This is a genomic window from Streptomyces sp. NBC_01013 (assembly GCF_045162765.1).
GTDB lineage: Bacteria > Actinomycetota > Actinomycetes > Streptomycetales > Streptomycetaceae > Streptomyces.
In genome coordinates, this window is the sequence record NZ_CP108687.1 from 6,669,106 (window position 1) to 6,695,059 (window position 25,954).

Sequence of the window (25,954 nt, forward strand, 5' to 3'; positions counted from 1 at the left end):
GTGTACGTAACTACCATGGTGGTCGAGGTGATGATCAATGGTGGGGCGACCCGCTGTACCGGAAGTGATCTGGGCGCGCCCCGAGCGTGCGGGCCGTGGCCCCAAGCCCGCGTTCAGCCGTGCGGACATCGCGGCGGCGGCCGTGCGTATCGCGGACGCGGAGGGGCTCGACGCGGTGTCGATGAGGAAGGTGGCCGCCGAGCTCGGCTGCGGCACGATGTCGCTCTACAACTACGTGCCCCGCAAGGAGGACCTGCACGAGCTGATGCTCGACGCGGTCAGCGCCGGGTACGACTACCCCGAGCCCTCCGGCGACTGGCGGGCCGACCTGCTCGCCCTCGCCCACCAGGCGCGGGGGATGATGCGCCGCCACACCTGGGTGCCCCGGCTGATGTCACCGGTGTACGGATTCAGCCCCAACGCCCTGCGCTACCTGGAGTACGCGCTGAGCTGCCTGGACGGGGTCGAGGCGCGGTTCGGCGAGAAGATGGAGCTCATCGCCATGGTCAACGGTGTGGTCACCACCTACACCGCCAACGAGATCGCCACGGCGGAGCGCAGCCGGTCGCTGCCCTGGTCCGAGGAGCAGGAGCAGGCCGCCCGCACCGGGTATCTGATCAGCCAGATCATGACCGGCAAGTACCCGCGGATGGCTGCCGGATTCGCCGAGGACCCCGGGCCCATCGACCTGGACGGGGTGTTCGACCGGGCGCTCGCCCGGGTGCTGGACTCGTTCGGCCGCACGTAGGGCGTGCGCTCGGGCCGGCCCGGGTCACAGCAGCGCGAACTGGCCGTCCGGGCCCTCCTCCTGGTGATCCAGTACGGAAGCGGGCCGCCGGGCCGCTCCCGCCACCGGCAGTACGCCCGCGGCCCGCAGTTCCCGCACGCCGATCTCCGAGCCCTCCGCCAGTTCCTCCTGCCGTGGCCGCAGCTCGGCGAGCAGGGTGAGCAGCGTGATCAGTTCCAGCAGCTCCGATGTCCACTCCTGCGGCCAGACGCGCGGGCGTACACCCGCCAGCCCCTCCGTCCCCGGCGCCCCCGTCCGGCGCCCGAACCACAGCTCCAGCATCCGCACGCCGCACACCCGGAACTCCCACGCGCCGGCGGGCACCGGCGAGATGCGTCCCGTGCCGAGGCCCAGCGCCTCTTCCCCGGCGTCGTAGGACAGCTCCGACGGTGAGGGCGGGACGGCGGCCCGCACATAGGGGCGGCGCCCGCCCGGCAGCCGGGGCCGCTCCCCGCCGCGTGCCCCGCGCAACTGGAGCCGCAACAGCTCACGGCCCAGCTCCACCCCCGCCCACCAGCGCGCGGAGTCCGCGGGCAGCGGCACCGCACAGCCCGCGGGGGTGCGCCGGGCCGCTGCGAGGATCCAGGCCAGTACTGACTCGGCGGTGACCGCGTCCCCGTGGCGCGCACGCAGCAGGGCGAGCAGCCCGGGGGCCAGATTGGGCTCGGTGCCGCCCGGGCGCCGGTACAGCGGACGGATCCGGCCGGGCCGGCCCGCGGGGGAGTTGCCGTCGGGGAGCAGCGCGGTCACGGAGAGGGTGGGGCCGGTGTCCTGGGGAACCCGGCCGTGCTCGACCACGAAGAGCTGGTGGGCGTCGGCGACCCGCCACAGCTCGGGCCGGGCCGCGTCGATCAGACGGTGGTCGGGGAGCAGCCATTGCTCGTCGAACGGTCCGTGCAGGATCCGCACCGGCTCCGGGCACGGTCCCGGCTCACGGGCGAACCGGCCCGTCCCGGTGGACTGCCCGGGAAGGGCCGCCACCGGAGTTTGCGGAGTGCGGGAGCGGGTGGGTCCGAACAACCGCTCCCGTTCGGCGTCCCCCGCCCGGACGAGGCGTTCCCAACGGGCCCTGAGGGATGCGGCGTCGGGCGCGGTGACCCAGGGGCGCCCGGTCCTGAGCGGACGTACGGACCACGGCATGAGGTCGTCGAGGAGCGGGCCGTGCGGACCCTCGCCGGAGCCGGCCGCTGCCGGAGCTGCCACCGTGTCGTCCTCCCCGTCGCCACGCCTGCCGCCTTCCCCGGCATCGTAACCGCGCCGCCACCGGTCCCGTCAGTGCGCCTGCCGGGACCCGTGGCGGCGGCCGTTGCCGCCAGTGCGTGGGGCGCCCTGCCGGGTCCGGTGGCCGCGGTGGCCGCTGCAGTCAGTGCGCCTCCAGCGTGACCGAGAAGGAGAACCGGTCGCCCCGGTAGCGGATCTGCGCCACGTCGACCACCTGGCCGTCCTCGTCGTACGTCACGCCCGTGTAGTACAGGATCGGGCTGAGCAGCGGGACCCCCAGCAGTTCGGCGGTGGCCGGGTCGGCGAGCCGGGCCTCGACCGTGTCGGTGATCCGGGCGATCGGGACACCGACGCGGTCGCGCAGCACCTTGGTCATCGGCCACCGTTCGAGATCGGTGGGGTCGAGACCGGCCGCGACCTCCGGACGGACCCAGTTCTGCGCCCAGTTGGTGGGTTCGCCGGTGTCCTCGTCACACCGCAGACGCCGGTAGCCCATGACCTCCGGGCAGTCGGGGAAGTGCTCCGCGACATCGCCCGGCACCGGGGAGGGGCCGTGACCGAGCACGACGGTCCGTTCGCCCGACTGCTGGGCGACGATGGCGTCGACGGAACCGAGCAGCCGCACCGGTGACACCCGGCGGGCGCGCGGCTCGATGAAGGTGCCGCGGCGCCGGTGCCGGGTGATCAGCCCCTCCGTCTCCAGTTCCTTGAGCGCCTGCCGCATGGTGAGCACGCTGACGCCGTAGTGCGCAGCCAGCTGCTCCTCGGTCGGCAGCCGCAGAGTGGCGTCCGCGGTCCGGCCCAGTATCGAGGCCCGCAACGACTGCGAGACCTGGTACCACAGCGGGAGCTTGCGGTTCAGTACCAGCGAGTCGGGCGCGAAGGCGGCTCCCGGGGGCGCGGGGGGCTTCAGAGGAGGGTGCGGCACCTGGTCACCTGCATTCGTCGTCGCTGGGACAGGGGCCCGCTCACGGATGGAAGTTGCGGCTCAGACCCTGCCACACATCGTCGTAGCCGTGCTGGAGATGGCCGGCCGTCGCCGCCTGAGCGGTCGCGGTGACGGGCCAGCGGGTCTCGAACATGAAGGCCAGACCGTCGTCGATCTTCTGCGGCTTCAGCTCCGCCGCGCTCGCCCGCTCGAACGTCTCCCGGTCCGGGCCGTGTGCGGACATCATGTTGTGCAGGGAGCCGCCGCCCGGCACGAAGCCCCCCTTGCCGGCCGTCTTCGCGTCGTACGCACCCTCGATCAGGCCCATGTACTCGCTCATGACATTGCGGTGGAAGTACGGCGGCCGGAAGGTCTCCTCGCCCACCAGCCAGCGCGGCGCGAAGATCACGAAGTCGACCCCGGCCAGGCCGGGGGTGTCCGACGGGGAGGTCAGGACCGTGAAGATCGACGGGTCCGGGTGGTCGTAGCTGATCGAGCCGATGACGTTGAACCGGTGCAGGTCGTAGACGTACGGGGTGTGGTTGCCGTGCCAGGCGACCACATCGAGCGGCGAGTGGTCGTACGTCGCCGACCAGAGGTTGCCGCAGTACTTGTTGACCACCTCGACCGGGCGCTCCACGTCCTCGTACGCGGCGACCGGGGCGAGGAAGTCCCGTGCGGCCGCGAGGCCGTTGGCGCCGATCGGGCCGAGGTCCGGGAGGACGAACGGCTGGCCGTAGTTCTCGCAGACGTAGCCGCGGGCGTTGGCGTCGAGCAGTTCGACCCGGAAGCGGACACCGCGCGGGATCAGCGCGACATGGCCCGGTTCGGCGCGCAGCAGGCCCAGTTCGGTGCGCAGCAGCAGGCCACCGTGCTCGGGGACGATCAGGAGTTCGCCGTCGCTGTCGCTGAATACCCGGTCGGTCATGGCGGCGTTGGCGGCGTAGAGGTGCACGGCCATGCCGGTGCGCTGGGTGGCGTCGCCGTTTCCGCCCAGCGTCCACAGACCCGCCAGGAAGTCCGTGCCGGGCGCCGGTTCCGGGAGCGGGTCCCAGCGCAGCCGGTTGGGGTCGGGGACGGTCTCGGTGAACGGGGCGGTGCGCAGGGTGCCGTTGTCGATCCGGACGAACGGCGGATGGGCCGCCGAGGGGCGGATCCGGTAGAGCCAGGAGCGGCGGTTGTGGACCCGCGGTTCGGTGAAGGCCGAGCCGCTCAGCTGCTCGGCGTACAGGCCCAGCGGTGCGCGCTGCGGTGAGTTGCGGCCGTGCGGCAGCGCCCCCGGCACCGCTTCCGAGCTGTGCTGATTGCCGAATCCCGCGGAGTGCGCGAGCCCTTCCGCCGTCTTCCGCGCCTGCTCGATGCCGCTCATATGTGCTCCCGGTGCCTGAGGAATCCTGGAATCCTATGGTCAACCGTAGGAATCGGGCCGCAGGGAGTCAACGGCATTCGTGTGGCACAGGGGGGTTCCAAAAGATGAACAATGCTCTACTCTCCGCCTCATGTCGTGGACACGAAGACTTCTGCTGGTTCCGGCGGCCCTGGTGGCCGCTCTGCTCGCGGCCCCGGCCGCCCAGGCGCACGAGGAGCGGCCCGTCACCCTGCCCGACGGCACCGGCAGCGTCCCCGTGTACCGCACCGGCGAGCCCGATCTCCTGGTCTGCAAGAGCGACCGGGCCGACTTCGAGCACCGGATATCCGGATTCCCCGACGCCCTGCGGAGCAGGAACCTGACGCTCTTCGACCGGTGTCAGAAGTCCGGCTACCGCCACCTCCAGCAGGCCGTCGACGCCGTCACCGGGCCCGGGAAGAACATCGCGATCCTCCCCGGCCTCTACGAGGAGGAGCCGTCGCTGCCGGCGCCGAAGGGCGAGTGCGCCCGGATGAAGGCCCCCAACTCCCAGCTCGGCTACCAGATCCTGAGCTACGCCCAGCAGGCGAAGTGCCCGCACAACCAGAACCTGGTGGCGATCCTCGGCAAGAAGGACCTCCAGATCGAGGGCACCGGCGCCGCGCGCACGGACGTCGTGATCGACGCCAAGTACCAGAAGCTCAACGCGGTCCGCGCGGACGGCTCCGACGGCGTCTACTTCAAGAACTTCACCGCCCAGCGCACCACGTTCAACTCGCTGTACATCCTGGCCCAGGACGGTTTCGTCATCGACGACGTCCTGACCCGGTGGAACGACGAGTACGGATTCCTGACCTTCGCGAGTGACCATGGCCTGTACAAGGACTGCGAGTCGTACGGCAACGGTGACTCCGGCATCTATCCGGGCAGCGCGTCGAACATCAACGACGCCTACGGCTACGAGGTGCCGCGCTACTCGATCGAGATCACCGGCTGTCACAGCCACCACAACATGGTCGGCTACTCCGGCACCGCGGGTGACTCGGTCTACGTCCACGACAACGAGTTCGACCACAACATGGGCGGCGCCTCGATGGACAGCGCCTTCCCCGGCCACCCCGGCCTGCCGCAGAACCACGCCCGCTTCGAGCGCAACCTGATCCACGACAACAACGCCGACTACTACCCGTACGTCGCCGACGGCACCTGCGCCAAGCCGCCCGTCGAGCGCGGTTACGAGGACGGGGTGGTCTGCCCGCAGATCTCGATGCCGCCGGGCACCGGCATCATCACCGCGGGCGGCAACTGGAACCTCTACGAGAACAACTGGGTCTACGGGCAGCAGCGTGCCGCCTTCTTCCTGAGTGCCGTACCCGCCTTCATCCGCGGCGAGGGGGCGCTCGGCAAACAGACCGACACCTCGCACCACAACCGGTACGCGAACAACCACCTCGGCACCGACAAGCAGGGCCGCTCGCGCCCCAACGGCACCGATGTGTGGTGGGACGGGCAAGGGGCCGGCAACTGCTGGCAGCCGGACACGGGCGCCTCCACTCCGCGCTCCCTGCCCGCGTGCGGGACGGGGCGCGGCGCCGTCACCGGCAGCACCGACCGGCTGGTGGGTGAGCCGGTCAAACTGGCCCAACTGCTGGTCTGCGCCGACTACAACGTGCAGGCGCGCCGACTGCCGGCCGGGTGCGACTGGTACGGGGCGCGCGGCATCGAGCGCATCGAGGTACAGGCCGCCCTGGGCATCGCGGTGGTGCTCGTGCTGGTCGGCGGGGTGCTGTGGTGGCGCAGGATGCGGTCCAGCAGGCTCGCGACGGCGGCCACGGCCCTCGGCCTCATCGGCCTCGGACTGGACGTTGCCGGGTCGACGACGGGGCTCGCCGGCACCTACGTGCCCGCCCTCGCGCTGCTGCTGACCGGGCTCTGGTGGACGGGGATCGGACTGGTGCTGCGCAGGCGGCGGCCGGGGCTGGGCTGGACCACCGTTGTGCTGGGCGGTCTCACCCTGCTCGACGCGCTGGACAAGGGCGTGTTCATGATCCCGTGGATCCCCCTGAGCCCGGCCTGGGTGCGGGGGCTGCTCGGCCTGGTGTGGGTGGTGTGGGCGGTTGTCGCCGCCGCCCGCCACGGCGAGCGCGCGAAGGGGACGCCGGACGCGGCGGCGGACAAGGGAGGGGCCGAGACCTCTGCTTCGGACCCGCATCCGGTCTCGGGCCCCGAAGGCGCGTCGGCTCCGCGGGAGCCCGCCCCACCCGTCTCACCCACCCCGCCGGCCGCCGGCCCGAACGGAGAACCGTCGTGAACCGCAATCCGGACCAGGCGTGCGCGCCGGTTCGCCGGCGAGGGCCCGCTGCGGCACTGGTCGTCATCGCCCTCCTCCTGGGGGCGGGTGCCTGCGGAGGGCGGGCCACCACCCACCACAAGCCGGGCACCAGCCATGAGCAGGCCACCGGCAGCAACGGACGGCTCCTGACCGCGGACGACGGGTCCGGCAGCCGACTGCGCCAGGTCGACGCCCAGGGGGCACCCGAGGTGGCCGTGGCCGTTCGGCCCGACTCGGAGGACGGCTGGAACGTCCACCTCACGGTGCGGAACTTCCGGTTCACCCCGGACAGCGTCGGTGGCGCAGCGCTCCTCGGACGGGGGCATGCCCGGCTCTTCCTCGACGGTCACCCCCTCGCCCGTGTCTACGGCGGGTGGTTCCACCTACCGGAGTCGCTCCTGCGCGCCGCCGGGGGCGGCACCCGCCTGACCGCCCGCCTCTACGCCGACGACCACACGGCCTGGGCGGTCGATTCCGCTCCGGTCCAGGCCGGCGCCACGCTCGGCGGGGCCCCTTCGGCATTCACCCCCACCCCCACCCCCACCCCCACCCCCGGCACCACCGTGGAGATCTCGATCCGCGACGGCAAGGTCAGCCCCGCCCCCGGGCGCACCGAGGTCACCAAGGGCCGCACCGTGCGCCTGAAGGTCCGCAGCGACAGCGCCGACACCCTTCACGTCCACGGCTACGACAAAGAGGCGCGGCTGCCCGCCGGCCGGGCCGTCACCCTCACCTTCACCGCCGACCGCACCGGGCTCTTCGAGGTCGAGACGCATGAGTCCGGCCTCCTCCTGACCCAACTCGTCGTACGGTGACGGGCCTCGACGACTCCCGTGCCGTGAGCGTCCTCGCTCACGGCATCGGCGCCCAGCACGACCTGCCGCTCTCGCCCTTCTACGCCTTCGCGGGAGCCTTCGCCGCGCTCTTCGTCTCCTTTCTCGCGCTCGGTCTGCTCTGGTCGTCCTCCCGGTTCCGGGGCGACCGGGCGGGCCGCCCGCTGCCGGCCGGTGTCCAGCGGGTGGCCGACGCCCCGGCCACCCGCATCGCGGCCCGTGCGCTCGGCCTGGGCGCCGCGCTCCTGGTCGTGCTGCACCTCCTCCTCGGCCCGGCCGACCCGGAACGCAATCCGGCGCCCGGCGCCGTCTACGTACTCCTCTGGGTCGGACTCGTCCCCGCCTCGCTGCTGTTCGGGCCCGTCTGGCGGCTGCTCAATCCGCTGCGGACCCTCCATCTGCTCGGCTGCCGGGTGCTCGGGCGCGACCCGGCCGCCGGCCGCCGACTGCCCCCACGTCTCGGGACGTGGCCCGCCGCAGCCGGGCTCCTCGCCTTCACGTGGCTCGAACTCGTCGCTCCCGACCCCGCCTCACCCACCGCACTGCTGGTCTTCCTCGCCCTCAGCTCCGCCGCCCAACTCACGGGCGCCGTCCTGTACGGGGCCAGTTGGTTCGGCCACGCCGACGCCTTCGAGGTCTACTCGGGCCTCCTCGCCCGTCTCGCACCGCTCGGCCGCAGGCCCGCCGACCGCCGCCTCGTCCTGCGCTCGCCGTTCAACGGGCTCGACGCCACACCCCAGCTCCCCGGACTCGTCGCCACCGTCTGCGTGATGCTCGGATCCACCGCCTACGACGGGTTCTCCGACGCGCCCTCCTGGATCACCACCGTCCAGACCTCGGCCCTGGGCCGCACCACCACCGCCACCCTCGGACTCCTGGGCGCCGTCGCCCTGGTCGCCACCCTCTACGCCCTCTGTGCCGGTGCCACCCGGCTCCTCTCGGGCCTATTGCCGCACCCCCTCACCGCCTTCGCGCACTCCCTCGTACCGATCGCCCTCGGCTATCTCGTCGCCCACTACTTCACACTCTTCGTCACCGAGGGGCCGCGTACCGTCATGGTGGCACTCGGCTCCGACGACCCGGCACCGCCCGAACCGCCCCTGGGGCCGGGCGGTATCGCCACGCTCCAGGTCGTCGCCATCGTTCTCGGCCATGTCCTCGGCGTCGTCGCCGCCCACGACCGCTCCGTCAGGCTCTTCCCGCCGGGACGCGCCGTCGCAGGTCAGCTGCCGCTGCTGATCCTGATGGTCGCGTACACGATCGGCGGACTGGCACTGCTCATCGCCTGACGAGGGGGGCGGGACAGCCCATAGCCAGGGCGTGTTTCGAAAGTCCCGCCTGCTCGGCGGCGCCCGGCGCGCACGCTCGCCGCGTTGTCGGGATCACCCCGATACACCCGGTATCGGGGCGACCCTCCGCGTTGCGATCGCACGCACCGGACGCCGCCGGGCCCGCCCTCCGGGCGGACGGCGCTACTTTCGAAACAGGCCCCAGGCCGGGCCGTTGTCTGCGGGCCCCACCCGTGCCCCCGGCAGAGGAGGCCCACGGCATCATGGAACCCGTGCCCCATGCGAACACGAACCTCCGCCGCGCCCCCGTGCAGCAGCGCAGCGCCGAGCGCCTCGCCCGGATACTCGACGCCTGTGCCGAACTCCTCGACGAGACCGGTTACGAGCAGCTCTCCACCCGGGCGGTGGCGGCGCGTGCCGGGGTGCCCATCGGTTCCGTCTACCGGTTCTTCTCCAACAAGCGGGCGCTGGCCGACGCCCTGGCCGGCCGCAACCTGGACAGTTACGCCGAGCGGATCACCGCCCGGCTCGTCACCATCCCGGCCGGTGACTGGCGCCATGCCATCGACGCCGTGCTCGACGAGTACCTGGCGATGAAGAGTTCCGTCCCCGGCTTCTCCTTCATCGACTTCGGCGCCCCCGCACCCGACGACGACCCGGCCGACGACGCCAACCGGCGCGTCGCGGGGCGGCTCACCGACCTGCTCGCCGGCCACCTGGACCGCGACCCCGACGACGCTCTCCTGCGTTCCATCCTGGTGTGCGTGGAGGCCGCCGACGCGCTGCTCCAACTCGCCTTCCGCACCGACCCGTCCGGCGACCGGGCCATCGTCGCCGAGACCCGTGTCCTGCTCCAGGCCTACCTCGCGCGGGTGCTGGACTGAGACCGCCCGGAGGCCGCGGGCCCCGGGCCGGGGCCCGCGGTCGAGCCGTACCGATCCCGGGGCAACCTTCTTCCCCCGCATGTCTCCCCAGCGTGCGTACCGGTCGGTATGCTCGGCCGTGCTTGGCCGGGCTCCGCCGTGTCCGCGCCACCGCTGCCGCCGCCCCCGGGAGGGCCCCATGCCGCACGACCCCAGCAGCTCCCGTACCGCCCTGCGCATCTGCCCCCTCTGTGAAGCCACTTGCGGGCTCACCCTCACCATCGAGGGGACCAGGGTCACCGGTGCCCGCGGCGACCGGGAGGACGTGTTCAGCAAAGGCTTCATCTGCCCCAAGGGTGCGTCGATCGGCGGGCTCGACGAGGACCCGGACCGGCTGCGCACTCCCCTCGTCCGCAAGGACGGAGTCCTGACGGAGGCGAGCTGGGGCGAGGCGTTCGACGCGATCGCCCACGCCCTGCCGGCTCTCGTGGGGGAACACGGGCCGCAGTCCGTCGGCGTCGTCCTCGGCAACCCCAACGTGCACACCATGGCCGGTGCGCTCTACCCGCCTGCCCTGCTCGCCGCCCTGCGCACCCGGGCGCTGTTCACCGCGAGCACCCTGGACCAGATGCCCAAACACGTCTCCAGCGGACTGCTCTTCGGCGACCCGAACGCGATCCCGGTGCCGGACCTCGACCGCACCGACCACCTGCTGATGCTGGGTGCCAACCCCCTCGAATCCAACGGCAGCCTGTGCACCGCCCCCGACTTCCCCGGCAAGCTCAAGGCACTGCGCCGCCGCGGCGGCAGCCTCACCGTCATCGACCCGCGCCGCACCCGCACCGCGCGCCTCGCCGACCGGCACGTGGCCATCCGGCCCGGCACCGACGCCCTCCTGCTCGCCGCGATGGCCCACGTGCTCTTCGAGGAGAAGCTCACCGACCCCGGCGCGCTCGCGGACCACGTCGAGGGGATCGGTGAAGTCGCCGACGCGGTACGTGACTTCACGCCGGAGGCCGTCGCCGCTGCCTGCGATGTGGATGCCGGGACCATCCGTACCCTCGCCCGGGAACTCGCGGCCGCCCCCACCGCCGCCGTGTACGGGCGCATCGGCAGCTGCACCGTCGAACACGGCACCCTCGCCAGCTGGCTCGTCGACGTCCTCAACGTCCTCACCGGCAACCTCGACCGCCCGGGCGGCGCCCTCTTCCCGCTCTCCGCGACCGCCCGCGCCCCGCGTCCCGCCGCCCCCGGCAAGGGATTCGCGCTCGGCCGCTGGGCGAGCCGGGTCTCCGCTCACCCCGAGGCCAAGGGCGAACTGCCCATCTCCGCGCTGGCCGAGGAGATAGAGACACCGGGCGAGGGACGGATCCGCGCCCTCATCGTTCTGGCGGCGAACCCGGTGCTCTCCGCGCCCGACGGTGCCCGGCTCGACGGTGCGCTGGCCGACGGGCTCGACTTCATGGTGAGCGTCGACCCCTATCTCAACGAGACCTCCCGCCACGCCGACGTGGTGCTTCCCCCGCCGCCGCCCTCGCAGAGCGCCCACTTCGACTTCGCGTTCAACGCCCTGGCCGTGCGCAACCAGGTCCGCTACACCCGCCCCGCCGTGCCCCTGGACGACGGCCGGATGGACGAGGCGGAGATCCTCGCCCGGCTCGTCCTCGCCGTCTCCGGGATGCACGGCGCGGAACCGGACGCCGTGGACACCATGATCATTGACCGGGCCCTCGGCAAGGCGGTCGCCGACCCGCTCTCGCCCGTGCACGGCCGTGCCCCCGCCGACATCTCCGCCGCGCTCACCGGCCGCACCGGAGCGGAGCGACGCCTCGACCTCATGCTCCGGCTCGGCCCGTACGGCGAGGGCTTCGGCACCGACCCCGACGGCCTGAGCCTGGAACGACTGCTCGCCCACCCGCACGGCATCGACCTCGGCCCCCTCGCTCCCCGCGTCCCCGAGGTCCTCACCACCCGCAGCGGGCGCGTCGAACTGTTTCCCGCACCTGTCGCAGCCGACCTGCCGAGGCTGCGCCGCGCCCTCGACGGCCGCAGGGACCCCGAAGCGCTCGTCCTCGTCGGCCGCCGCCATCTGCGGTCCAACAACAGCTGGCTGCACAACGTCGCCGCACTCCGCGGTGGATCCAACGTCTGCACCCTCCAGATGCACCCCGAGGACGCGGCACGCCTCGGACTGAGCGACGGCGCAACCGCCACGGTCACCGCGGACGGCGGCGAGCTCACGGTCCCGGTCGAGGTCACCGACAGCGTGAGGACGGGCGTGGTGAGCCTTCCGCACGGCTGGGGGCACAACCGCCCCGGCACCAGGATGGCCGTCGCCGCCGAGCAGCCCGGCGTCAACGTCAACCAGCTCCTCGACGGCAGCCGCCTCGACCCGCTCTCCGGCACGGCGGTACTCAACGCCATCCCCGTCACCGTGGCGCCCTCGCGTTGACCTGGGGTTTTGCTCGTATTGCTCACATGTCAACGTCTTGTTAACGCCATGTGGGGCGCCCTAACGTCGTCCGCACCGCCGGCTCCGGCGGGAGTTCAAGGGTGAACGATAGGTATCCATATGCTGACCATCCTCGGCTTCGCCATGATTGCGACCTTCCTGGTCCTGATCATGATGAAGAAGATGTCGCCGATCGCGGCGCTCGTCCTGATCCCCGCACTCTTCTGCGTAGCCGTGGGCAAGGGTGCGCATCTAGGCGACTACGTCATCGAAGGCGTCGGCAATCTGGCGCCGACCGCCGCCATGCTGATGTTCGCGATCGTCTACTTCGGCGTGATGATCGACGTCGGACTCTTCGACCCGATCGTCCGCGGCATCCTGCGCTTCTGCAAGGCGGACCCGATGCGGATCGTGGTGGGTACGGCGGTGCTCGCCGCCATCGTCTCGCTGGACGGGGACGGCTCCACCACCTTCATGATCACGGTCTCGGCCATGTATCCGCTCTACAAGCGCCTGAAGATGAGCCTGGTCGTGATGACCGGGGTCGCCGCCACGGCGAACGGCGTCATGAACACCCTGCCCTGGGGTGGCCCCACGGCCCGCGCCGCCACCGCCCTGAAGCTGGACGCGGGCGACATCTTCGTCCCCATGATCCCGGCGCTCGGCGTCGGACTGCTCGCGGTGATCCTGCTGGCCGTCGTCCTCGGCCGCCGCGAGCGCAAGCGGCTCGGCACGCTCACCCTCGACGGGGCACCGGCGACCGAGACGGTCACGGAGACGGAGCAGGTCCTCGTCGCCGCGGGCGGCGGCAGTGGCCGGCCGTACGGGAGCACCGGCGGCGCAGGCGTGGGCGGCACGGACTCCGAGGACGCCGGGAAGGCGGACGAGGGCTTCAAGGGCCTGGACCCCCACCGCGCCACCCTGCGGCCCGGGCTCTACTGGTTCAACGCGGGGCTCACCATCGCCCTGCTCACCGCGATGATCATGGAACTGATGCCGATCCCGGTGCTCTTCCTCCTCGGTGCGGCCCTCGCCCTCACGGTCAACTTCCCCCACATGCCGGACCAGCGGGCCCGCATCGCGGCCCACGCCGACAACGTCCTCAACGTCTCCGGCATGGTCTTCGCCGCCGCCGTCTTCACCGGGGTGCTCACCGGCACCGGCATGGTCGACCACATGGCCGACTGGCTGGTCGGCGCGATCCCGGAGGGCATGGGACCGCACATGGCCCTCGTCACCGGCGTGCTGAGCATTCCGCTCACGTACTTCATGTCCAACGACGGCTTCTACTTCGGCGTCGTGCCCGTGCTCGCCGAGGCCGGCGCCGCACACGGCGTCTCCCCGCTGGAGATCGCCCGTGCCTCCCTGGTCGGCCAGCCGCTGCACATGTCGTCCCCGCTGGTGCCCGCCGTCTACGTCCTCGTCGGCATGGCCAAGGTCGAGTTCGGCGACCACACCCGCTTCACCGTCAAGTGGGCCGCGATCACCTCGCTGGTGGTGCTCGGCGCCGGACTCCTGTTCGGGATCATCTAAGAGTGTCCATGACCGACACCACCGGGCCCGGCCGGAGCTGGCTGCTGCGCCTCGTCATCGCCTTCGCCTTCGCGCAGGGGGCGGTGTCGATGGCGCGGCCCGCAGTCTCCTACCGGGCCCTGGCGCTCGGTGCGGACGAGCGTGCGATCGGCGTCATCACCGGGGTGTACGCGCTCCTGCCGCTCTTCGCCGCCGTCCCGCTGGGGCGCCGGACGGACCACGGCAGATGCGCACCCCTGCTGCCGATCGGCGTCGTGCTGATCGCCGGGGGCTGCATGCTCAGCGGCCGGGCGGGCTCGCTGAGCGCGATGGCGGCCTGGAGCGGGGTCATGGGGCTCGGCCACCTCTGCTTCGTGATCGGCGCCCAGTCGATCGTCGCCCGACAGTCCGCCCCGGCCGAACAGGACCGCAACTTCGGCCACTTCACCATCGGTGCCTCCCTCGGCCAGCTCATCGGCCCGATCGCTGCCGGGTATCTGATCTCGGAGCGCGACGGCGCCATGGGCCGCACCAGCGCCCTCGCCCTGACCGTCTCGGCGGTGGTCGCCGCCCTCTCCCTCGGCTCCCTCTGGCGCATCGAGCACCGGACCGCCGCCGCACACCGTGGCAGGGCCTCGGACGCCAAAGTGCCCGTCGGCGGCATTCTGCGTACCCGGGGCGTTCCCGCCGGCATCTTCATCAGCCTCGCCGTGCTCTCCGCGACCGACATCCTCACCGCCTACCTGCCGGTCGTCGGGGAACACCGCGGCATCGCCCCCGCCACGGTCGGACTGCTGCTGAGCCTGCGTGCCGCGGCCACCATCGCCTGCCGGCTGGTGATGACCCCTCTGCTCCGGGCCCGGGGCAGGGCCGCACTGCTCACCTCCACCTGTCTGACGGCCGGGGTGCTCTGCGCCGCCATCGCCCTCCCCGTCCCTGTGGGGGTGCTGGCCCTGATGCTCGCCGTCCTCGGTTTCTGTCTCGGCGCGGGCCAGCCGCTGTCGATGACCACCGTGGTCCGGGCCGCCCCCGCTGCCGCGCGCTCCACCGCGCTCGCCCTGCGCCTGACCGGCAACCGGCTCGGCCAGGTGGCGACTCCTGCCGCTGCCGGGCTGGTCGCCGGAGTCGCGGGGACCGCGGCGCCGTTCGTCATGCTCGGCGTACTGCTGGTCGCGGCGGCGGGCCTGGGCGCACGCGGCGAAGGCGGCCGCACACCTCGCCGGGAGGGGCCGGACCCGGATCGGGCGGTGCCCGCGGACGGCCCCGCGCGGACCGGCCTCAACCGGAATCCCACCTGACACTTACGTCCCTGCACTACCAGTACGGTGCAACCTTTGCGCGAGTCATTCCCTCACCCTGCGCAGTGGGTTAATTTCAGGCCACTACTGCCGCTCCCCACCGCTCCACCTTCATCCTCCCGGGCGGAACCACATGACTCGCGCCATCACTCTGAACAACGTAAGCAAGGCCTACGGACGCTCCCCGCGTGCTGTCGACCGCGTCTCACTCTCCATCGACCCGGGCGAGTTCGTCGTCCTGCTGGGCCCTTCGGGGTGCGGCAAGTCGACCGTGCTCCGCATGATCGCCGGCCTGGAGGACGTCACCGAGGGCGAGATCCTGCTCGACGGTGAGCCGTCCGAATTCCTCACACCCCGCGAACGCGGCATGGCCATGGTCTTCCAGAACTTCGCGCTCTACCCGACCATGACCAACCGGGCCAACATCGGCTTCCCGCTGAAACTGGAGAACCCGCGCCAGGACCACAACGAACGCATCGAGAACACGGCCAGGATGCTCGGCATCGAGAGCGTCCTGGACCGGTTCCCCGGCCAGCTCTCGGGCGGTGAGCGCCAGCGGGTCGCGATGGGCCGCGCGATTTCGCGCCAGCCTTCGGCGTTCCTCATGGACGAGCCGCTCTCCAACCTCGACGCGAAGCTCCGCAACCACCTGCGGGCCGAGATATCCCAGCTCACCAAGGAACTCGGCGTCACCACGGTCTATGTGACGCATGATCAGGCGGAAGCCATGTCGCTGGGCGACCGGGTCGCCGTGATGCGCGGGGGAGTGCTCCAGCAGGTCAGCCCGCCTCGCGAGGTGTACTCCCTGCCGGAGAACGTGTTCGTCGCCGCGTTCATCGGAACTCCGCGGATCAACCTGCTGCAGGCCGTCGTGCACGCGCCTCTGGAAGGGCGGATGTCGATCGACCTCGGCCGTCAGCGTCTTCCGCTGCCCGAACCCCTCAGCCCCGACCATCAGTTGCTGCGCATCCAGCAGGGCCGGCGCATCATCGTGGGACTGCGCTCCGAGGCGGTCCGGATCGCCCCGCCCAGCCAGGCCCGACCCGGCGAGGTCGCGCTCAGCGGCATAGTCGAGCACGTCGAATACCAGGGACACGAGGCGCTGGTCCACCTCAACACCGGGTCGCAGCCCGCCGTGGTACCGGACCTGGAATCGGCCCGCCCGGACCGTGGCACCGTGCGCAGGCGCCGTGGCGCCGGGGGCGGGGTCGGCGTCCTGGAACGCCTCAGGGAGCGCGCCACCGGACAGGCCGGCGCATCCGTCGCCGTCCTCGACGAACCGGGATTCGAGCCGCTGCCGCCAGGTGTGCGCAGCCCCGACCGCCCCGCGGTCACCTCCAGCGACCTCGTCGTGCGCACTGGGCCCGACATGCGACTGCGCACCGGGGGCCAGGTTCCGCTCCTGGTCGACCTGGCGCACCTGTACGTCTTCGACCACCGGGGCCGCCGGATCTGCCCGCTGCCGAAGGACGTGCCGGGACTGGAGGTGTAGGGCGACGGCTCCGGGGCCCGTCCGCCGAGCCGCCTCCTCCCGCGGCCTGACCGGGTCGCGGCGGCGGCGGACGGGCCCCGGCACGTGACCGACGTCTCTGGCGCCTGAAAACTAACGGCGCTAGTTTAGGTCGCGGACGACCTCGTCCGTCACCGCGTCCGGGAGGAACAGCCATGAAGGCCCATGACGGTATGTACATCGGCGGCGCATGGCGGCCCGCCGCCGGAACGGACACCATCGCGGTGGTGAACCCGGCGGACGAACAGGTCATCGCACACGTCCCGGCGGGCACCGCCGAGGACGTCGACGCCGCGGTACGGGCCGCCCGCGCCGCGTTCCCCGGCTGGGCCACGACCCCGCCCGCCGAGCGGGCCGCCCGGATCGGCGCGCTGCGCGATGTGCTGGCCGCGCGCAAGGACGAGATCGCCGAAACGGTCACCGCCGAGCTGGGGTCCCCCCTGCCGATGTCGCAGATGGTGCACGCGGGCGTGCCGGTGCTGGTCGCCGGTTCGTACGCCGAACTGGCCGCGACGTACGCCTTCGAGGAACGCCACGGCAACTCCACCGTGTTCCTGGAGCCCGTCGGAGTGGTCGGCGCGATCACGCCGTGGAACTACCCGCTGCACCAGATCGTCGCCAAGGTGGCCCCCGCCCTCGCCGCCGGCTGCACGGTCGTCCTCAAGCCCGCCGAGGACACCCCCCTCACCGCGCAGCTCTTCGCCGAGGCCATCGAGGAGGCCGGCCTGCCCGCCGGTGTCTTCAACCTGGTCACCGGCCTGGGCCCGGTCGCCGGACAGGCACTCGCCGAGCACGAGGACGTCGACCTGGTCTCCTTCACCGGCTCCACCGCGGTCGGCAGGCAGATCGGTGCCACGGCGGGCGGCGCCGTCAAGCGCGTCGCGCTGGAGCTCGGCGGCAAGTCCGCCAACGTCATCCTGCCCTCGGCCGATCTGGCCAAGGCGGTGAACGTCGGCATCGCCAACGTGATGTCCAACTCCGGGCAGACGTGCAGCGCCTGGACCCGGATGCTGGTGGACGCCGAACGGTACGAGGAGGCCGTCGCCCTCGCCGCCGCGGCCGTCGCCAAGTACGTACCCGGCGAGCGGGTCGGTCCGCTGGTCAACGCCAAGCAGCAGGCCCGGGTGCGCGGTTACATCGAGAAGGGCATCGAGGAGGGCGCCCGCGTCGTGGCCGGCGGCCCCGACGCGCCACTGGCCACCGGGTACTACGTCAGCCCCACCGTGTTCGCCGACGTCACCCCTGACATGACCATCGCCCAGGAGGAGATCTTCGGCCCGGTCGTCTCGATCCTGAAGTACGAGGACGAGGCCGACGCGCTGCGCATCGCCAACGGCACCGTGTACGGGCTCGCGGGCGCCGTCTGGGCCGCCGACGACGCGGAGGCCGTCGCCTTCGCCCGCCGGATGGACACCGGTCAGGTCGACATCAACGGCGGCCGCTTCAACCCGCTCGCCCCCTTCGGCGGTTACAAGCAGTCCGGCGTCGGACGCGAACTCGGTGCGCACGGTCTCGCCGAGTACCTCCAGACCAAGTCCCTCCAGTTCTGAACCGCTCTGCTCTCCCGTACCCCCGCTCGTCCGTGTCCCCGATCAGCAAGGAGCCAGTCCGTGGTCCGCGCCGCCGTACTGTCCGCCGTCGGAGCTCCGCTGGAGATCACCGACATCACCCTGCCCGAGCCCGGCCCCGGCCAGGTCCGCGTCCGTCTCGCCGCGGCGGGGGTCTGCCACTCCGACCTCTCACTGTCCAACGGCACCATGCGGCTGCCCGTCCCCGCCGTCCTCGGCCATGAGGGAGCGGGCACCGTGGTCTCGGTGGGCGAGGGCGTCGGCCACCTCGCCCCGGGCGACGGCGTCGTCCTCAACTGGGCGCCGTCCTGCGGCAGCTGCCACCACTGCGGCATCGGCGAGGTCTGGCTCTGCACCAACGCCCTGGCCGGCGCGGCGAACATCCACGCCCGCACCGCCGACGGCACCGAACTGCACCCCGGACTGAACGTCGCCGCCTTCGCGCAGGAGACCGTCGTCGCCGCGAACTGCGTCCTGCCTGCACCGGACGGCATCCCGCTCACCGACGCGGCCCTGCTCGGCTGCGCGGTGCTGACCGGCTACGGGGCCGTCCATCACAGCGCCCGGGTCCGCGACGGCGAGTCCGTCGTGGTGTTCGGCATCGGCGGCGTCGGCCTCGCCGTGCTCCAGGCCGCCCGGATCGCGGGCGCCTCGAAGATCATCGCGGTGGACGTCTCCCCGGAGAAGGAGGAGCTGGCACGCAGGGCCGGTGCCACGGACTACGTGATCGCCTCCGCCACCACGCCCCGCGAGATCCGGGGGCTCACCGGCGGCCAGGGCGCGGACGTGGCGGTCGAGTGCGTCGGGCGGGCCGCCACCATCCGCAGCGCCTGGGAGTCCACCCGACGCGGTGGCCGCACCACGGTCGTCGGCATCGGGGGCAAGGACCAGCAGGTGACGTTCAACGCCCTGGAGATCTTCCACTGGGGCAGGTCCCTGACCGGCTGTGTGTACGGGAACAGCGACCCGGCCCGCGACCTGCCGGTGCTGGCCGACCACATCCGGGCGGGCCGCTTCGACCTCTCGATGATGGTCACCGAACGGATCGCGCTGGACGGAATCCCGGCGGCCTTCGACAACATGATCGCCGGCAAGGGCGGCCGGGCCCTGGTGGTCTTCTAGGGCGTGTTCGAAAGTCCCGTCCGGCCCGCGACGCCTGGCACGGCGCCTCGCCGCGTTGTCGGGATCGTCCACGTACGCCCCGTACGAGGACGACCCTCCGCCTTGCGAGGCACCGCACCGGACGCCGCGGGCCCCGCCCTCCGGGCGGACGACGCTACTTTCGAGACACGCCCCAGACGCTTTCCGGGCCGGTCTCCGACCGGCCCGCGGTGAGCAGCCGGGCCTCCGTCTCGCCCTGCTCGAACAGGCGGGAGGCCGGGCCCACGATCAGCGGGTCCGGCTCCCCGGCCACCGTCCCGTCCTTGTCCGGGTAGTCGAAGCGGTGCAGGACGTGCCGGATGGCCTCCAGCCGGGCCCGCTTCTTGTCGTTGCTCTTCACCACGGTCCAGGGGGCGTCCGCCGTGTCGGTGTGGAAGAGCATCAGCTCCTTTGCCTCGGTGTAGGCGTCCCACTTGTCGAGCGACGCGAGGTCGACCGGGCTCAGCTTCCACTGCCGCACCGGATCGGTCTGCCGGGTCATGAACCGCTTGCGCTGCTCGTCGCGCGAGACGGAGAACCAGAACTTCACCAGGTGGATGCCGTCGCGGGCCAGCATCCGCTCGAAACCCGGGGCCTGGTGCATGAATTCGAGGTACTCGGGCGTCGAGCAGAACCCCATCACCCGCTCCACACCGGCCCGGTTGTACCAGGACCGGTCGAACATCACGATCTCCCCGGCAGCCGGCAGATGCGCCACGTACCGCTGGAAGTACCACTGGGTGCGCTCGCGTCCGGTGGGCTTCTCCAGCGCCACCACGCGCGCGCCACGGGGGTTGAGGTGCTCGGTGAACCGCTTGATGGTGCCGCCCTTGCCGGCGGCGTCGCGCCCCTCGAAGAGGATGACGAGCCGTTCGTCGTGCTCCTTGACCCAGTGCTGGAGCTTGAGCAGTTCTATCTGCAGGGCGCGCTTGGAGGTGTCGTACGCCTTGCGGCCGAGCTTGGAGGTGTACGGATAGTCCTCGCGCCAGGCGTCGGCCGCCCGGCCCTCGGGCGTCACCAGCTTCACCGGTTCGTCTGCCCTCTTCGCCTTCTTACGGCCGGTCCGCTGCTTGGCGCTCCGCGTCATGAGGGGGTCCTTCCACCTGCGGGGCCGGAATCTTCCGCGTCGCACCAGTCTGCGGACGCTTGCGGGAGACCGCCACCCCGGCCAGACAGAGCAGCCCGCCGCACACGGTGAGCAGCGCCGGCACCTCGTCCAGCAGCAGCCACGACATCAGCACCACGAGCGCGGGCACCGCGTAGGTGGTGGCGCCCATCCGCCCCGCTGTGGTGCGGGCCAGCGCGTAGGCCCAGGTGGTGAAGGCCAGTGCGGTCGGGAAGAGCCCCAGGTAGACCATGTTCAGGGTGGCCGACAGGGGTGCGTCGGCCGCGTCGGAGATCAGCGCACCGGCGAACGGCAGACACGCCACGGTGCCGACCAGACAGCCGAACGTGGTGATCTGCAGGGCCGAGCCGTGCCGCAGCGCCGGCTTCTGGCCGACGACGCCACCGGCGTACGCCACCGCGGCCAGCAGGCAGAGCAGCACGCCCAGCACCGAGGAGCTCCCGTGGCCCGACATGGAGAGTCCCACCACCGCGGCCCCCGCGAAGGACACGCCCATGCCCAGCAGCAGCCGGCGCGGCAGGCCCTCGCCGAGCAGCCGGGCGCCGAGGAGGGCGATCAGCAGGGGCCCGATGTTCACGACCATCGCTGCGGTGCCCGCGTCCACCTGCTGCTCACCCCAGTTGAGCACCACCATGTACAGGCCGAACCACAGCAGCCCCGACCAGAGGATCCCCGGCCAGGCGGCCCGCGACGGCAGTCCCTCCCGGCGTACGAGCAGGAGGGTGCCGAGCGCCAGGGAGCCGGCCAGCAGCCGTCCGAGGGCCAGGGCGCCGGGGGAGTAGGCCTCGCCCGCGCTGCGGATGGAGACGAAGGCGGAGGCCCACAGCACCACGGTGGTGCAGGCGGCGGCCGTGGCCCGCCAGTCACGGTTTTCCGGGGGTGCGGCGAAGGAGGGGAGCGTCGTCATGGACCTGACCGTAGAGCCAGGACGGTTCGGTGCCCACCGAATAGTTGGCGCTCCGGCCAGGGCGTCTCTATCGCGCGTCCTGTGCGGGCGGGGCGTACTGGAGGGCGAGCCCGTCGATCAGCGCGCGCAGGCCCGTCTCGAACGCTCCTTCGTCGACCTGCTGCCGCCGCTCCGCCAGCAGATGCGCCTGGCCCAGGTGCGGGTAGTCGGCCGGGTCGTACGCCGTCTCGTCGTCGACGAAGCCCCTGGCGAACGACCCCAGGGCCGATCCGGTGATGAAGTAGCGCATCAGCGCGCCGATGTAGGTGGCCTGGGCGGGCGGCCAGCCGGCACGGACCATCGCGCCGAAGACCGCGTCGGCGACCCGCAGCCCGGCCGGGCGGCGGCCGGGGCCTTGGGCGAGCACCGGGACGATGTGCGGATGCGCGCTGAGCGCCGCACGGTAGGAGAGGGCCCAGTCATGCAGCGCGGCCCGCCAGTCCCGGGCGTCGGATTCGTCGAACATCGACAGATCGACCTGTGCGGAGACGGCATCGGCGACCGCGTCCAGGATCTCGTCCTTGTTGCGGAAGTGGTTGTAGAGCGACGGCCCGCTGACCCCTAGCTCGGCCGCGAGGCGGCGGGTCGAGACGGCGTCGAGCCCCTCGGCGTCCACGAGGGCGCTCGCCGTCTCGACGATGCGGTCTCTGCTGAGGAGGGGCTTGCGCGGGCGGGCCATGCGGCACATAGTAGGCCCTGCGCCCCTAAAACTAGCAGTGCTAATTAAGTGGAGAGTCGAAGGATGAACCTGGAGCTCAGCGAGGAGCAGGAAGCCGTCCGGCAGCTCGCCAAGGACTTCGTCGCCCGTGACATCGCCCCGTATGTCATCGAGTGGGACCGGGCCGAGAGTGTCGACAAGTCGATCGTGAGGAAGCTGGGCTCCCTCGGCTTCCTCGGGCTGACGGTCCCCGAGGAGTACGGCGGCTCGGGCGGCGACCACCTCGCGTACTGCCTGGTCACCGAAGAGCTCGGGCGCGGGGACTCCTCGGTGCGCGGCATCGTCTCCGTCTCCCTCGGGCTGGTCGCCAAGACCATTGCCGCGTGGGGCGACGAGGAGCAGAAGCGGCAGTGGCTGCCCCGGCTGACCTCCGGTGACGCCGTCGGCTGCTTCGGCCTCACCGAGCCGGGTACGGGATCGGACGCCGGGAATCTGGCGACGAGGGCCGTACGGGACGGCGGTGACTACGTCATCAACGGCAGCAAGATGTTCATCACCAACGGCACCTGGGCCGATGTGGTGCTGCTCTTCGCCCGGACCAACGAGACTCCCGGCCACAAGGGCGTGTCCGCCTTCCTGGTCCCGGCCGACGCCCCCGGGCTCACCCGGCGCACCATCCACGGCAAGCTCGGTCTGCGCGGCCAGGCCACCGCCGAACTGGTCCTGGAGGACGTCCGCGTCCCCGCATCCGCCCTCATGGGTCCGGAGGGCAAGGGCTTCTCCATAGCCATGTCCGCACTGGCCAAGGGGCGGATGTCGGTCGCGGCCGGCTGTGTCGGCATCGCGCAGGCGGCCCTGGACGCGGCCGTGGGGTACGCGGGCGAACGCGAGCAGTTCGGCAAGTCCATCGCGAGCTACCAGCTCGTCCAGGAACTCATCAGCGACATCTCCGTGGACGTCGACGCCGCCCGCCTGCTGACCTGGCGGGTGGCCGACCTGATCGACCGAGGTGAGAGTTTCGCGACCGCCGCCTCCCAGGCGAAGCTCTTCGCCTCCGAGGCCGCCGTCCGCGCCGCGAACAACGCCGTCCAGGTCTTCGGCGGCTACGGCTACATCGACGAGTACCCGGTCGGCAAGCTGCTGCGGGACGCCCGGGTGATGACGCTCTACGAGGGCACCAGTCAGATCCAGAAGCTGATCATCGGCCGCGCCCTGACGGGCGTCTCCGCCTTCTGAACACCCGCGCGGCCCGAACTGGCGTCTGAGTACCGGCCTGAGTACGAGAGCGGATGTGGTGTGTGCCACATCGCCCGATGCTGGGCGGCATGAGTGAGACCACATCGGTAAAGCAGCAGAGCACCGCCGCCTTCTACGGCCAGGCCGTCGCGTCCTTCGGGATCGCGATGGGGTCGGTGACCCTCGGGATCTTCTTCCTCGACGCCGACGTCTGGGTGCGGGCCTTCCTGGCCATCGGCGTCCTCTACCTCGTCACGTCCGCCTTCACGCTGGCCAAGGTGGTCCGGGACCGGCAGGAGGCCGGTCAGATCGTCAGCCGGGTCGACCAGGCACGGCTGGAGAAGATCCTCGCCGAGCACGACCCCTTCCAGAAGCTCTGACGAACGGATCTCTAAGCGCTTGCTCAGGATCGGGGTATGGTGTTCGTCCTGCTGACTGAGAGGGGCGACCGACGATGAGCACGGCGGAGGAGACCGACGGCGAGAACACGCCGTGGGCCGAAGTGACGCCCGAGGCCGCCCGGCGGCTCCTCGTCGCAGCCGTCGACGCCTTCGCCGAGCGCGGGTACCACGCGACCACCACCCGGGACATCGCGGGCCGCGCCGGAATGAGCCCTGCCGCGCTCTACATCCACTACAAGACGAAGGAAGAGCTGCTCCACCGGATCAGCAGGATCGGGCACGACCGGGCCCTGACCCTTCTGGAGTCTGCGGCGGGCAGCGACGGCACGGCCACCGAGCGCCTCGCCGGCGCCGTGCGGGCCTTCGTCCGCTGGCACGCCGAGCGGCACACCACCGCACGCGTGGTCCAGTACGAGCTCGACGCGCTCGCCGAGGAGCACCGCACCGAAATCGTCGAACTGCGCCGCAGGAGCGACGCCGCGGTGCGCAGGATCATCGGTGAGGGCGTGGCGGCGGGGGAGTTCGACGTCGCCGACGTGCCCGGCACCGCGCTCGCCGTTCTCTCGCTCTGCATCGATGTGGCGCGCTGGTTCAACGCGCAGGGCAGCCGCACGCCGGACGAGGTGGGCGAACTCTACGCGGGCCTGGTGCTGCGGATGGTTGCGGCCGGGCGCTGACGCCCGCGACCGGCCGCTGTACGGGGTGGGGCCCGGCCCCCCGCGGGGTCTGGGCCCCACTCGCGTACGGCTCAGAAGTAGTAGCGCGACACCGACTCGGCGACGCACGCCGGCTTCTCGCCGCCCTCGCGTTCGACCGTGACGACGGCGGTGACCTGCACGCCGCCGCCCGCCTCCTCGACGTTCTTCAGGACAGCCGTCGCCCGCAGCCGGGAGCCCACGGGCACGGTGGAGGGGAAGCGGACCTTGTTGGTGCCGTAGTTGATGCCCATCTTGGTGTTCTCGACCTGCATGACCTGCGGTACGAGCGCCGGCAGCAACGAGAGCGTGAGGTAGCCGTGCGCGATCGTCGTGCCGAACGGCCCGGCCGCGGCGCGCTCGGGGTCCACGTGGATCCACTGGTGGTCGCCGGTGGCATCGGCGAAGAGGTCGATCCTCTTCTGGTCGACCTCCAGCCAGTCGCTGTGTCCCAGCTGCTCGCCCACACCGTCCCGCAGCTCCTGCGCGGACGTGAAGATCCTCGGCTCTGCCATGTCCCTGGTCCCTGCCTTCCCACTCTCGACCGTGTGTCTAAGCGCTTGCTCAGCATGGTTGGCGGGTGCGTTCCTGTCAACGACGGACCGGCCGGGAACGCGCCGCGTAGGGTTCGACGAGTGCCCCAGATCCCACAGAAGCTCCATGAACTCACGGTCGGCCAGCTCTCCGCACGCAGCGGCGCCGCGGTCTCGGCCCTGCACTTCTACGAGGCCAAGGGCCTGATCAGCAGCAGTCGTACCAGTGGCAACCAGCGCCGCTACACCAGGGACGCGCTGCGCCGGGTGGCCTTCGTCCGTGCGGCGCAGCGGGTCGGCATTCCGCTGGCCACCATCCGTGACGCCCTGGCGGAGCTCCCGGAGGAGCGCACCCCGAACCGGGACGACTGGGCCAGGCTCTCCGCGGCCTGGCGGTCCGAACTGGACGAGCGGATCCGGCAGCTGGCCAGACTGCGCGACCACCTCACCGACTGCATCGGCTGCGGCTGTCTGTCGCTCGACACCTGTGTGCTCTCCAACCCGGACGACGTCTCGGGCGACCGGATCAGCGGTTCGCGTCTGATGCCGGAGCACAAGGCCGCGAACGGGGCCGAGGGAGGGTGCTGATCGTCCGGCCGGGCCGGGGCGCCCGTCCGGCGGCTCCCCCGCCGGGCAGGTGCGCGCCGTTCCTCAGGCGATCGTCGCCAGGTCGCCGAGCCGGGTGCGCCGGGCCTTCGCCAGCGCGTCAGGAGTGAGCACGGGCTGCGGCACCACGATGCCGCACCCGGTACAGACCGGCCCGGACCACGGTTCGCTGTCCAGGTCCTGCCGCCAGGCGATGCGGGCCTGTGCGCACACCGGGCAGTCGGTGCCCGGCTCCGACTCCAGGGCCGAGATCAGCCGGGCCAGCACGTCGGCGAGCGGTGCCGCCGGGTGGACCGCAGGGTCCTCGCACCGTGCGACCCCGTTCCCGCCCCAGGTGCACCGGTGCCAGTCGTCGAAGGCGGCCGGCCGGCGCAGTCCCTCGTGCTTCTCCCGTCTGCGGCGCTCGGCGAACCCCGCTTCGTAACCGAGCCAGACCGCCCGTGCGGTCTCCAGTTCCTCCAGGGCCCGCATGAGCCGCGCCGGGTCGGGTGACCGGTCCTCGGGGCCCATTCCGTGCCGGGCGCACAGATGGTCCCAGGTCGCCCGGTGACCGTACGGTGCGAAGCGTTCCAGGCATTTGCGCAGCGAATACCGCCGCAATGCCAGATCGCTCCGCGGATCGCGGACCTGTCTCGCCAGACTCCGGAAACCGGCCATGGCGCCGCCACCTCC

The 25,954-nt window shown here is 71.7% G+C and carries 23 protein-coding genes; 15 read left to right on the forward strand and 8 right to left on the reverse strand.

Annotated features, from left to right (window positions below; all coding sequences use genetic code 11):
• Nucleotides 1–37: 37 nt before the first annotated feature.
• A complete protein-coding gene (locus tag OG538_RS29065) occupies nucleotides 38–748 on the forward strand; it encodes a TetR/AcrR family transcriptional regulator (RefSeq protein ID WP_406098409.1) in 711 nt (236 codons plus the stop codon).
• A gap of 24 nt (nucleotides 749–772) precedes the next feature.
• Here OG538_RS29065 and OG538_RS29070 read toward each other — a convergent pair whose 3' ends face one another.
• The 3 genes from OG538_RS29070 to hmgA all read right to left on the reverse strand — a co-directional run bounded on the left by OG538_RS29070 (nucleotide 773) and on the right by hmgA (nucleotide 4,305).
• Complete coding sequence (locus OG538_RS29070; protein ID WP_406098410.1) at nucleotides 773–1,990, reverse strand: type ISP restriction/modification enzyme; 1,218 nt, start codon at nucleotides 1,988–1,990, stop codon at nucleotides 773–775.
• Nucleotides 1,991–2,150: 160 nt separating this feature from the next.
• Complete coding sequence (locus tag OG538_RS29075; protein WP_406098411.1) at nucleotides 2,151–2,936, reverse strand: GntR family transcriptional regulator; 786 nt, start codon at nucleotides 2,934–2,936, stop codon at nucleotides 2,151–2,153.
• A 40-nt stretch (nucleotides 2,937–2,976) separates the two neighbouring features.
• The gene (gene hmgA / locus OG538_RS29080) at nucleotides 2,977–4,305 is read right to left on the reverse strand and encodes a homogentisate 1,2-dioxygenase (RefSeq protein ID WP_406098412.1); all 1,329 of its coding nucleotides are present in this window, start codon (nucleotides 4,303–4,305) and stop codon (nucleotides 2,977–2,979) included.
• Nucleotides 4,306–4,435: 130 nt separating this feature from the next.
• Here hmgA and OG538_RS29085 point away from each other — a divergent pair, with 130 nt between their 5' ends.
• From OG538_RS29085 to OG538_RS29130, 10 genes are all read left to right on the forward strand, one after another.
• Nucleotides 4,436–6,595: a right-handed parallel beta-helix repeat-containing protein gene (locus OG538_RS29085; protein ID WP_406098413.1), complete on the forward strand. Its 2,160-nt coding sequence runs from the start codon at nucleotides 4,436–4,438 to the stop codon at nucleotides 6,593–6,595.
• Nucleotides 6,596–6,651: 56 nt separating this feature from the next.
• Nucleotides 6,652–7,431 carry a hypothetical protein gene (locus tag OG538_RS29090; protein ID WP_406100361.1) on the forward strand — a complete coding sequence of 260 codons (780 nt, stop codon included), beginning with the start codon at nucleotides 6,652–6,654 and terminating at the stop codon, nucleotides 7,429–7,431.
• A gap of 23 nt (nucleotides 7,432–7,454) precedes the next feature.
• Nucleotides 7,455–8,738 carry a hypothetical protein gene (locus tag OG538_RS29095; protein WP_406098414.1) on the forward strand — a complete coding sequence of 428 codons (1,284 nt, stop codon included), beginning with the start codon at nucleotides 7,455–7,457 and terminating at the stop codon, nucleotides 8,736–8,738.
• Between the two features lie 263 nt (nucleotides 8,739–9,001).
• On the forward strand, nucleotides 9,002–9,622 hold the full coding sequence (locus OG538_RS29100; RefSeq protein WP_406098415.1) for a TetR family transcriptional regulator: 621 nt from the start codon (nucleotides 9,002–9,004) through the stop codon (nucleotides 9,620–9,622).
• A 178-nt stretch (nucleotides 9,623–9,800) separates the two neighbouring features.
• Nucleotides 9,801–12,053 carry a molybdopterin-dependent oxidoreductase gene (locus OG538_RS29105; RefSeq protein ID WP_406098416.1) on the forward strand — a complete coding sequence of 751 codons (2,253 nt, stop codon included), beginning with the start codon at nucleotides 9,801–9,803 and terminating at the stop codon, nucleotides 12,051–12,053.
• Nucleotides 12,054–12,173: 120 nt separating this feature from the next.
• Nucleotides 12,174–13,586: a CitMHS family transporter gene (locus OG538_RS29110; RefSeq protein ID WP_406098417.1), complete on the forward strand. Its 1,413-nt coding sequence runs from the start codon at nucleotides 12,174–12,176 to the stop codon at nucleotides 13,584–13,586.
• Nucleotides 13,587–13,594: 8 nt separating this feature from the next.
• Nucleotides 13,595–14,863, forward strand: a complete 1,269-nt coding sequence (locus OG538_RS29115) for an MFS transporter (RefSeq protein ID WP_406098418.1) — start codon at nucleotides 13,595–13,597, stop codon at nucleotides 14,861–14,863.
• Nucleotides 14,864–14,996: 133 nt separating this feature from the next.
• The gene (locus OG538_RS29120) at nucleotides 14,997–16,355 is read left to right on the forward strand and encodes an ABC transporter ATP-binding protein (protein ID WP_406098419.1); all 1,359 of its coding nucleotides are present in this window, start codon (nucleotides 14,997–14,999) and stop codon (nucleotides 16,353–16,355) included.
• Nucleotides 16,356–16,528: 173 nt separating this feature from the next.
• Complete coding sequence (locus tag OG538_RS29125) at nucleotides 16,529–17,923, forward strand: aldehyde dehydrogenase family protein (protein ID WP_406098420.1); 1,395 nt, start codon at nucleotides 16,529–16,531, stop codon at nucleotides 17,921–17,923.
• A gap of 60 nt (nucleotides 17,924–17,983) precedes the next feature.
• Nucleotides 17,984–19,063, forward strand: coding sequence for a Zn-dependent alcohol dehydrogenase (locus OG538_RS29130; RefSeq protein ID WP_406098421.1), 1,080 nt, complete (start codon nucleotides 17,984–17,986; stop codon nucleotides 19,061–19,063).
• A 154-nt stretch (nucleotides 19,064–19,217) separates the two neighbouring features.
• On the opposite strand, the gene ppk2 is transcribed toward OG538_RS29130, so the two are convergent.
• From ppk2 to OG538_RS29145, 3 genes are all read right to left on the reverse strand, one after another.
• Nucleotides 19,218–20,168, reverse strand: a complete 951-nt coding sequence (ppk2, locus tag OG538_RS29135) for a polyphosphate kinase 2 (protein ID WP_406098422.1) — start codon at nucleotides 20,166–20,168, stop codon at nucleotides 19,218–19,220.
• Nucleotides 20,134–21,114, reverse strand: a complete 981-nt coding sequence (locus OG538_RS29140) for a DMT family transporter (protein WP_406098423.1) — start codon at nucleotides 21,112–21,114, stop codon at nucleotides 20,134–20,136. The genes ppk2 and OG538_RS29140 overlap by 35 nt, the downstream gene beginning before the upstream one ends.
• Before the next feature lie 67 nt (nucleotides 21,115–21,181).
• On the reverse strand, nucleotides 21,182–21,832 hold the full coding sequence (locus OG538_RS29145; protein WP_406098424.1) for a TetR/AcrR family transcriptional regulator: 651 nt from the start codon (nucleotides 21,830–21,832) through the stop codon (nucleotides 21,182–21,184).
• A 63-nt stretch (nucleotides 21,833–21,895) separates the two neighbouring features.
• Here OG538_RS29145 and OG538_RS29150 point away from each other — a divergent pair, with 63 nt between their 5' ends.
• From OG538_RS29150 to OG538_RS29160, 3 genes are all read left to right on the forward strand, one after another.
• A complete protein-coding gene (locus OG538_RS29150) occupies nucleotides 21,896–23,047 on the forward strand; it encodes an acyl-CoA dehydrogenase family protein (protein WP_406098425.1) in 1,152 nt (383 codons plus the stop codon).
• An 89-nt stretch (nucleotides 23,048–23,136) separates the two neighbouring features.
• Nucleotides 23,137–23,427 carry a YiaA/YiaB family inner membrane protein gene (locus OG538_RS29155; RefSeq protein ID WP_406098426.1) on the forward strand — a complete coding sequence of 97 codons (291 nt, stop codon included), beginning with the start codon at nucleotides 23,137–23,139 and terminating at the stop codon, nucleotides 23,425–23,427.
• A 74-nt stretch (nucleotides 23,428–23,501) separates the two neighbouring features.
• The gene (locus OG538_RS29160) at nucleotides 23,502–24,125 is read left to right on the forward strand and encodes a TetR/AcrR family transcriptional regulator (protein ID WP_406098427.1); all 624 of its coding nucleotides are present in this window, start codon (nucleotides 23,502–23,504) and stop codon (nucleotides 24,123–24,125) included.
• A gap of 71 nt (nucleotides 24,126–24,196) precedes the next feature.
• Here the strand turns inward: OG538_RS29160 and OG538_RS29165 are convergent, their stop codons facing one another.
• Entirely contained in the window at nucleotides 24,197–24,658 is a 462-nt protein-coding gene (locus tag OG538_RS29165; RefSeq protein ID WP_406098428.1) for a MaoC family dehydratase, read from the reverse strand.
• Between the two features lie 120 nt (nucleotides 24,659–24,778).
• Here OG538_RS29165 and soxR point away from each other — a divergent pair, with 120 nt between their 5' ends.
• Entirely contained in the window at nucleotides 24,779–25,264 is a 486-nt protein-coding gene (soxR, locus tag OG538_RS29170; RefSeq protein ID WP_406098429.1) for a redox-sensitive transcriptional activator SoxR, read from the forward strand.
• A gap of 63 nt (nucleotides 25,265–25,327) precedes the next feature.
• Here soxR and OG538_RS29175 read toward each other — a convergent pair whose 3' ends face one another.
• Nucleotides 25,328–25,939 (reverse strand): hypothetical protein, encoded by a 612-nt coding sequence (locus tag OG538_RS29175; protein WP_406098430.1) that lies wholly within the window; start codon nucleotides 25,937–25,939, stop codon nucleotides 25,328–25,330.
• Nucleotides 25,940–25,954: the final 15 nt, after the last annotated feature.

What these genes read in the sequence shown, in the direction of transcription:
- OG538_RS29065 (WP_406098409.1), top strand. Translation starts at nt 38, where the DNA reads ATGGTGGGGCGACCCGCTGTACCGGAAGTGATCTGGGCGCGCCCCGAG.
- hmgA (WP_406098412.1), bottom strand. Translation starts at nt 4,305, where the DNA reads ATGAGCGGCATCGAGCAGGCGCGGAAGACGGCGGAAGGGCTCGCGCAC.
- OG538_RS29085 (WP_406098413.1), top strand. Translation starts at nt 4,436, where the DNA reads ATGTCGTGGACACGAAGACTTCTGCTGGTTCCGGCGGCCCTGGTGGCC.
- OG538_RS29100 (WP_406098415.1), top strand. Translation starts at nt 9,002, where the DNA reads ATGGAACCCGTGCCCCATGCGAACACGAACCTCCGCCGCGCCCCCGTG.
- OG538_RS29105 (WP_406098416.1), top strand. Translation starts at nt 9,801, where the DNA reads ATGCCGCACGACCCCAGCAGCTCCCGTACCGCCCTGCGCATCTGCCCC.
- OG538_RS29110 (WP_406098417.1), top strand. Translation starts at nt 12,174, where the DNA reads ATGCTGACCATCCTCGGCTTCGCCATGATTGCGACCTTCCTGGTCCTG.
- OG538_RS29115 (WP_406098418.1), top strand. Translation starts at nt 13,595, where the DNA reads ATGACCGACACCACCGGGCCCGGCCGGAGCTGGCTGCTGCGCCTCGTC.
- OG538_RS29120 (WP_406098419.1), top strand. Translation starts at nt 14,997, where the DNA reads ATGACTCGCGCCATCACTCTGAACAACGTAAGCAAGGCCTACGGACGC.
- OG538_RS29125 (WP_406098420.1), top strand. Translation starts at nt 16,529, where the DNA reads ATGAAGGCCCATGACGGTATGTACATCGGCGGCGCATGGCGGCCCGCC.
- ppk2 (WP_406098422.1), bottom strand. Translation starts at nt 20,168, where the DNA reads ATGACGCGGAGCGCCAAGCAGCGGACCGGCCGTAAGAAGGCGAAGAGG.
- OG538_RS29140 (WP_406098423.1), bottom strand. Translation starts at nt 21,114, where the DNA reads ATGACGACGCTCCCCTCCTTCGCCGCACCCCCGGAAAACCGTGACTGG.
- OG538_RS29145 (WP_406098424.1), bottom strand. Translation starts at nt 21,832, where the DNA reads ATGGCCCGCCCGCGCAAGCCCCTCCTCAGCAGAGACCGCATCGTCGAG.
- OG538_RS29150 (WP_406098425.1), top strand. Translation starts at nt 21,896, where the DNA reads ATGAACCTGGAGCTCAGCGAGGAGCAGGAAGCCGTCCGGCAGCTCGCC.
- OG538_RS29155 (WP_406098426.1), top strand. Translation starts at nt 23,137, where the DNA reads ATGAGTGAGACCACATCGGTAAAGCAGCAGAGCACCGCCGCCTTCTAC.
- OG538_RS29160 (WP_406098427.1), top strand. Translation starts at nt 23,502, where the DNA reads ATGAGCACGGCGGAGGAGACCGACGGCGAGAACACGCCGTGGGCCGAA.
- OG538_RS29165 (WP_406098428.1), bottom strand. Translation starts at nt 24,658, where the DNA reads ATGGCAGAGCCGAGGATCTTCACGTCCGCGCAGGAGCTGCGGGACGGT.
- OG538_RS29175 (WP_406098430.1), bottom strand. Translation starts at nt 25,939, where the DNA reads ATGGCCGGTTTCCGGAGTCTGGCGAGACAGGTCCGCGATCCGCGGAGC.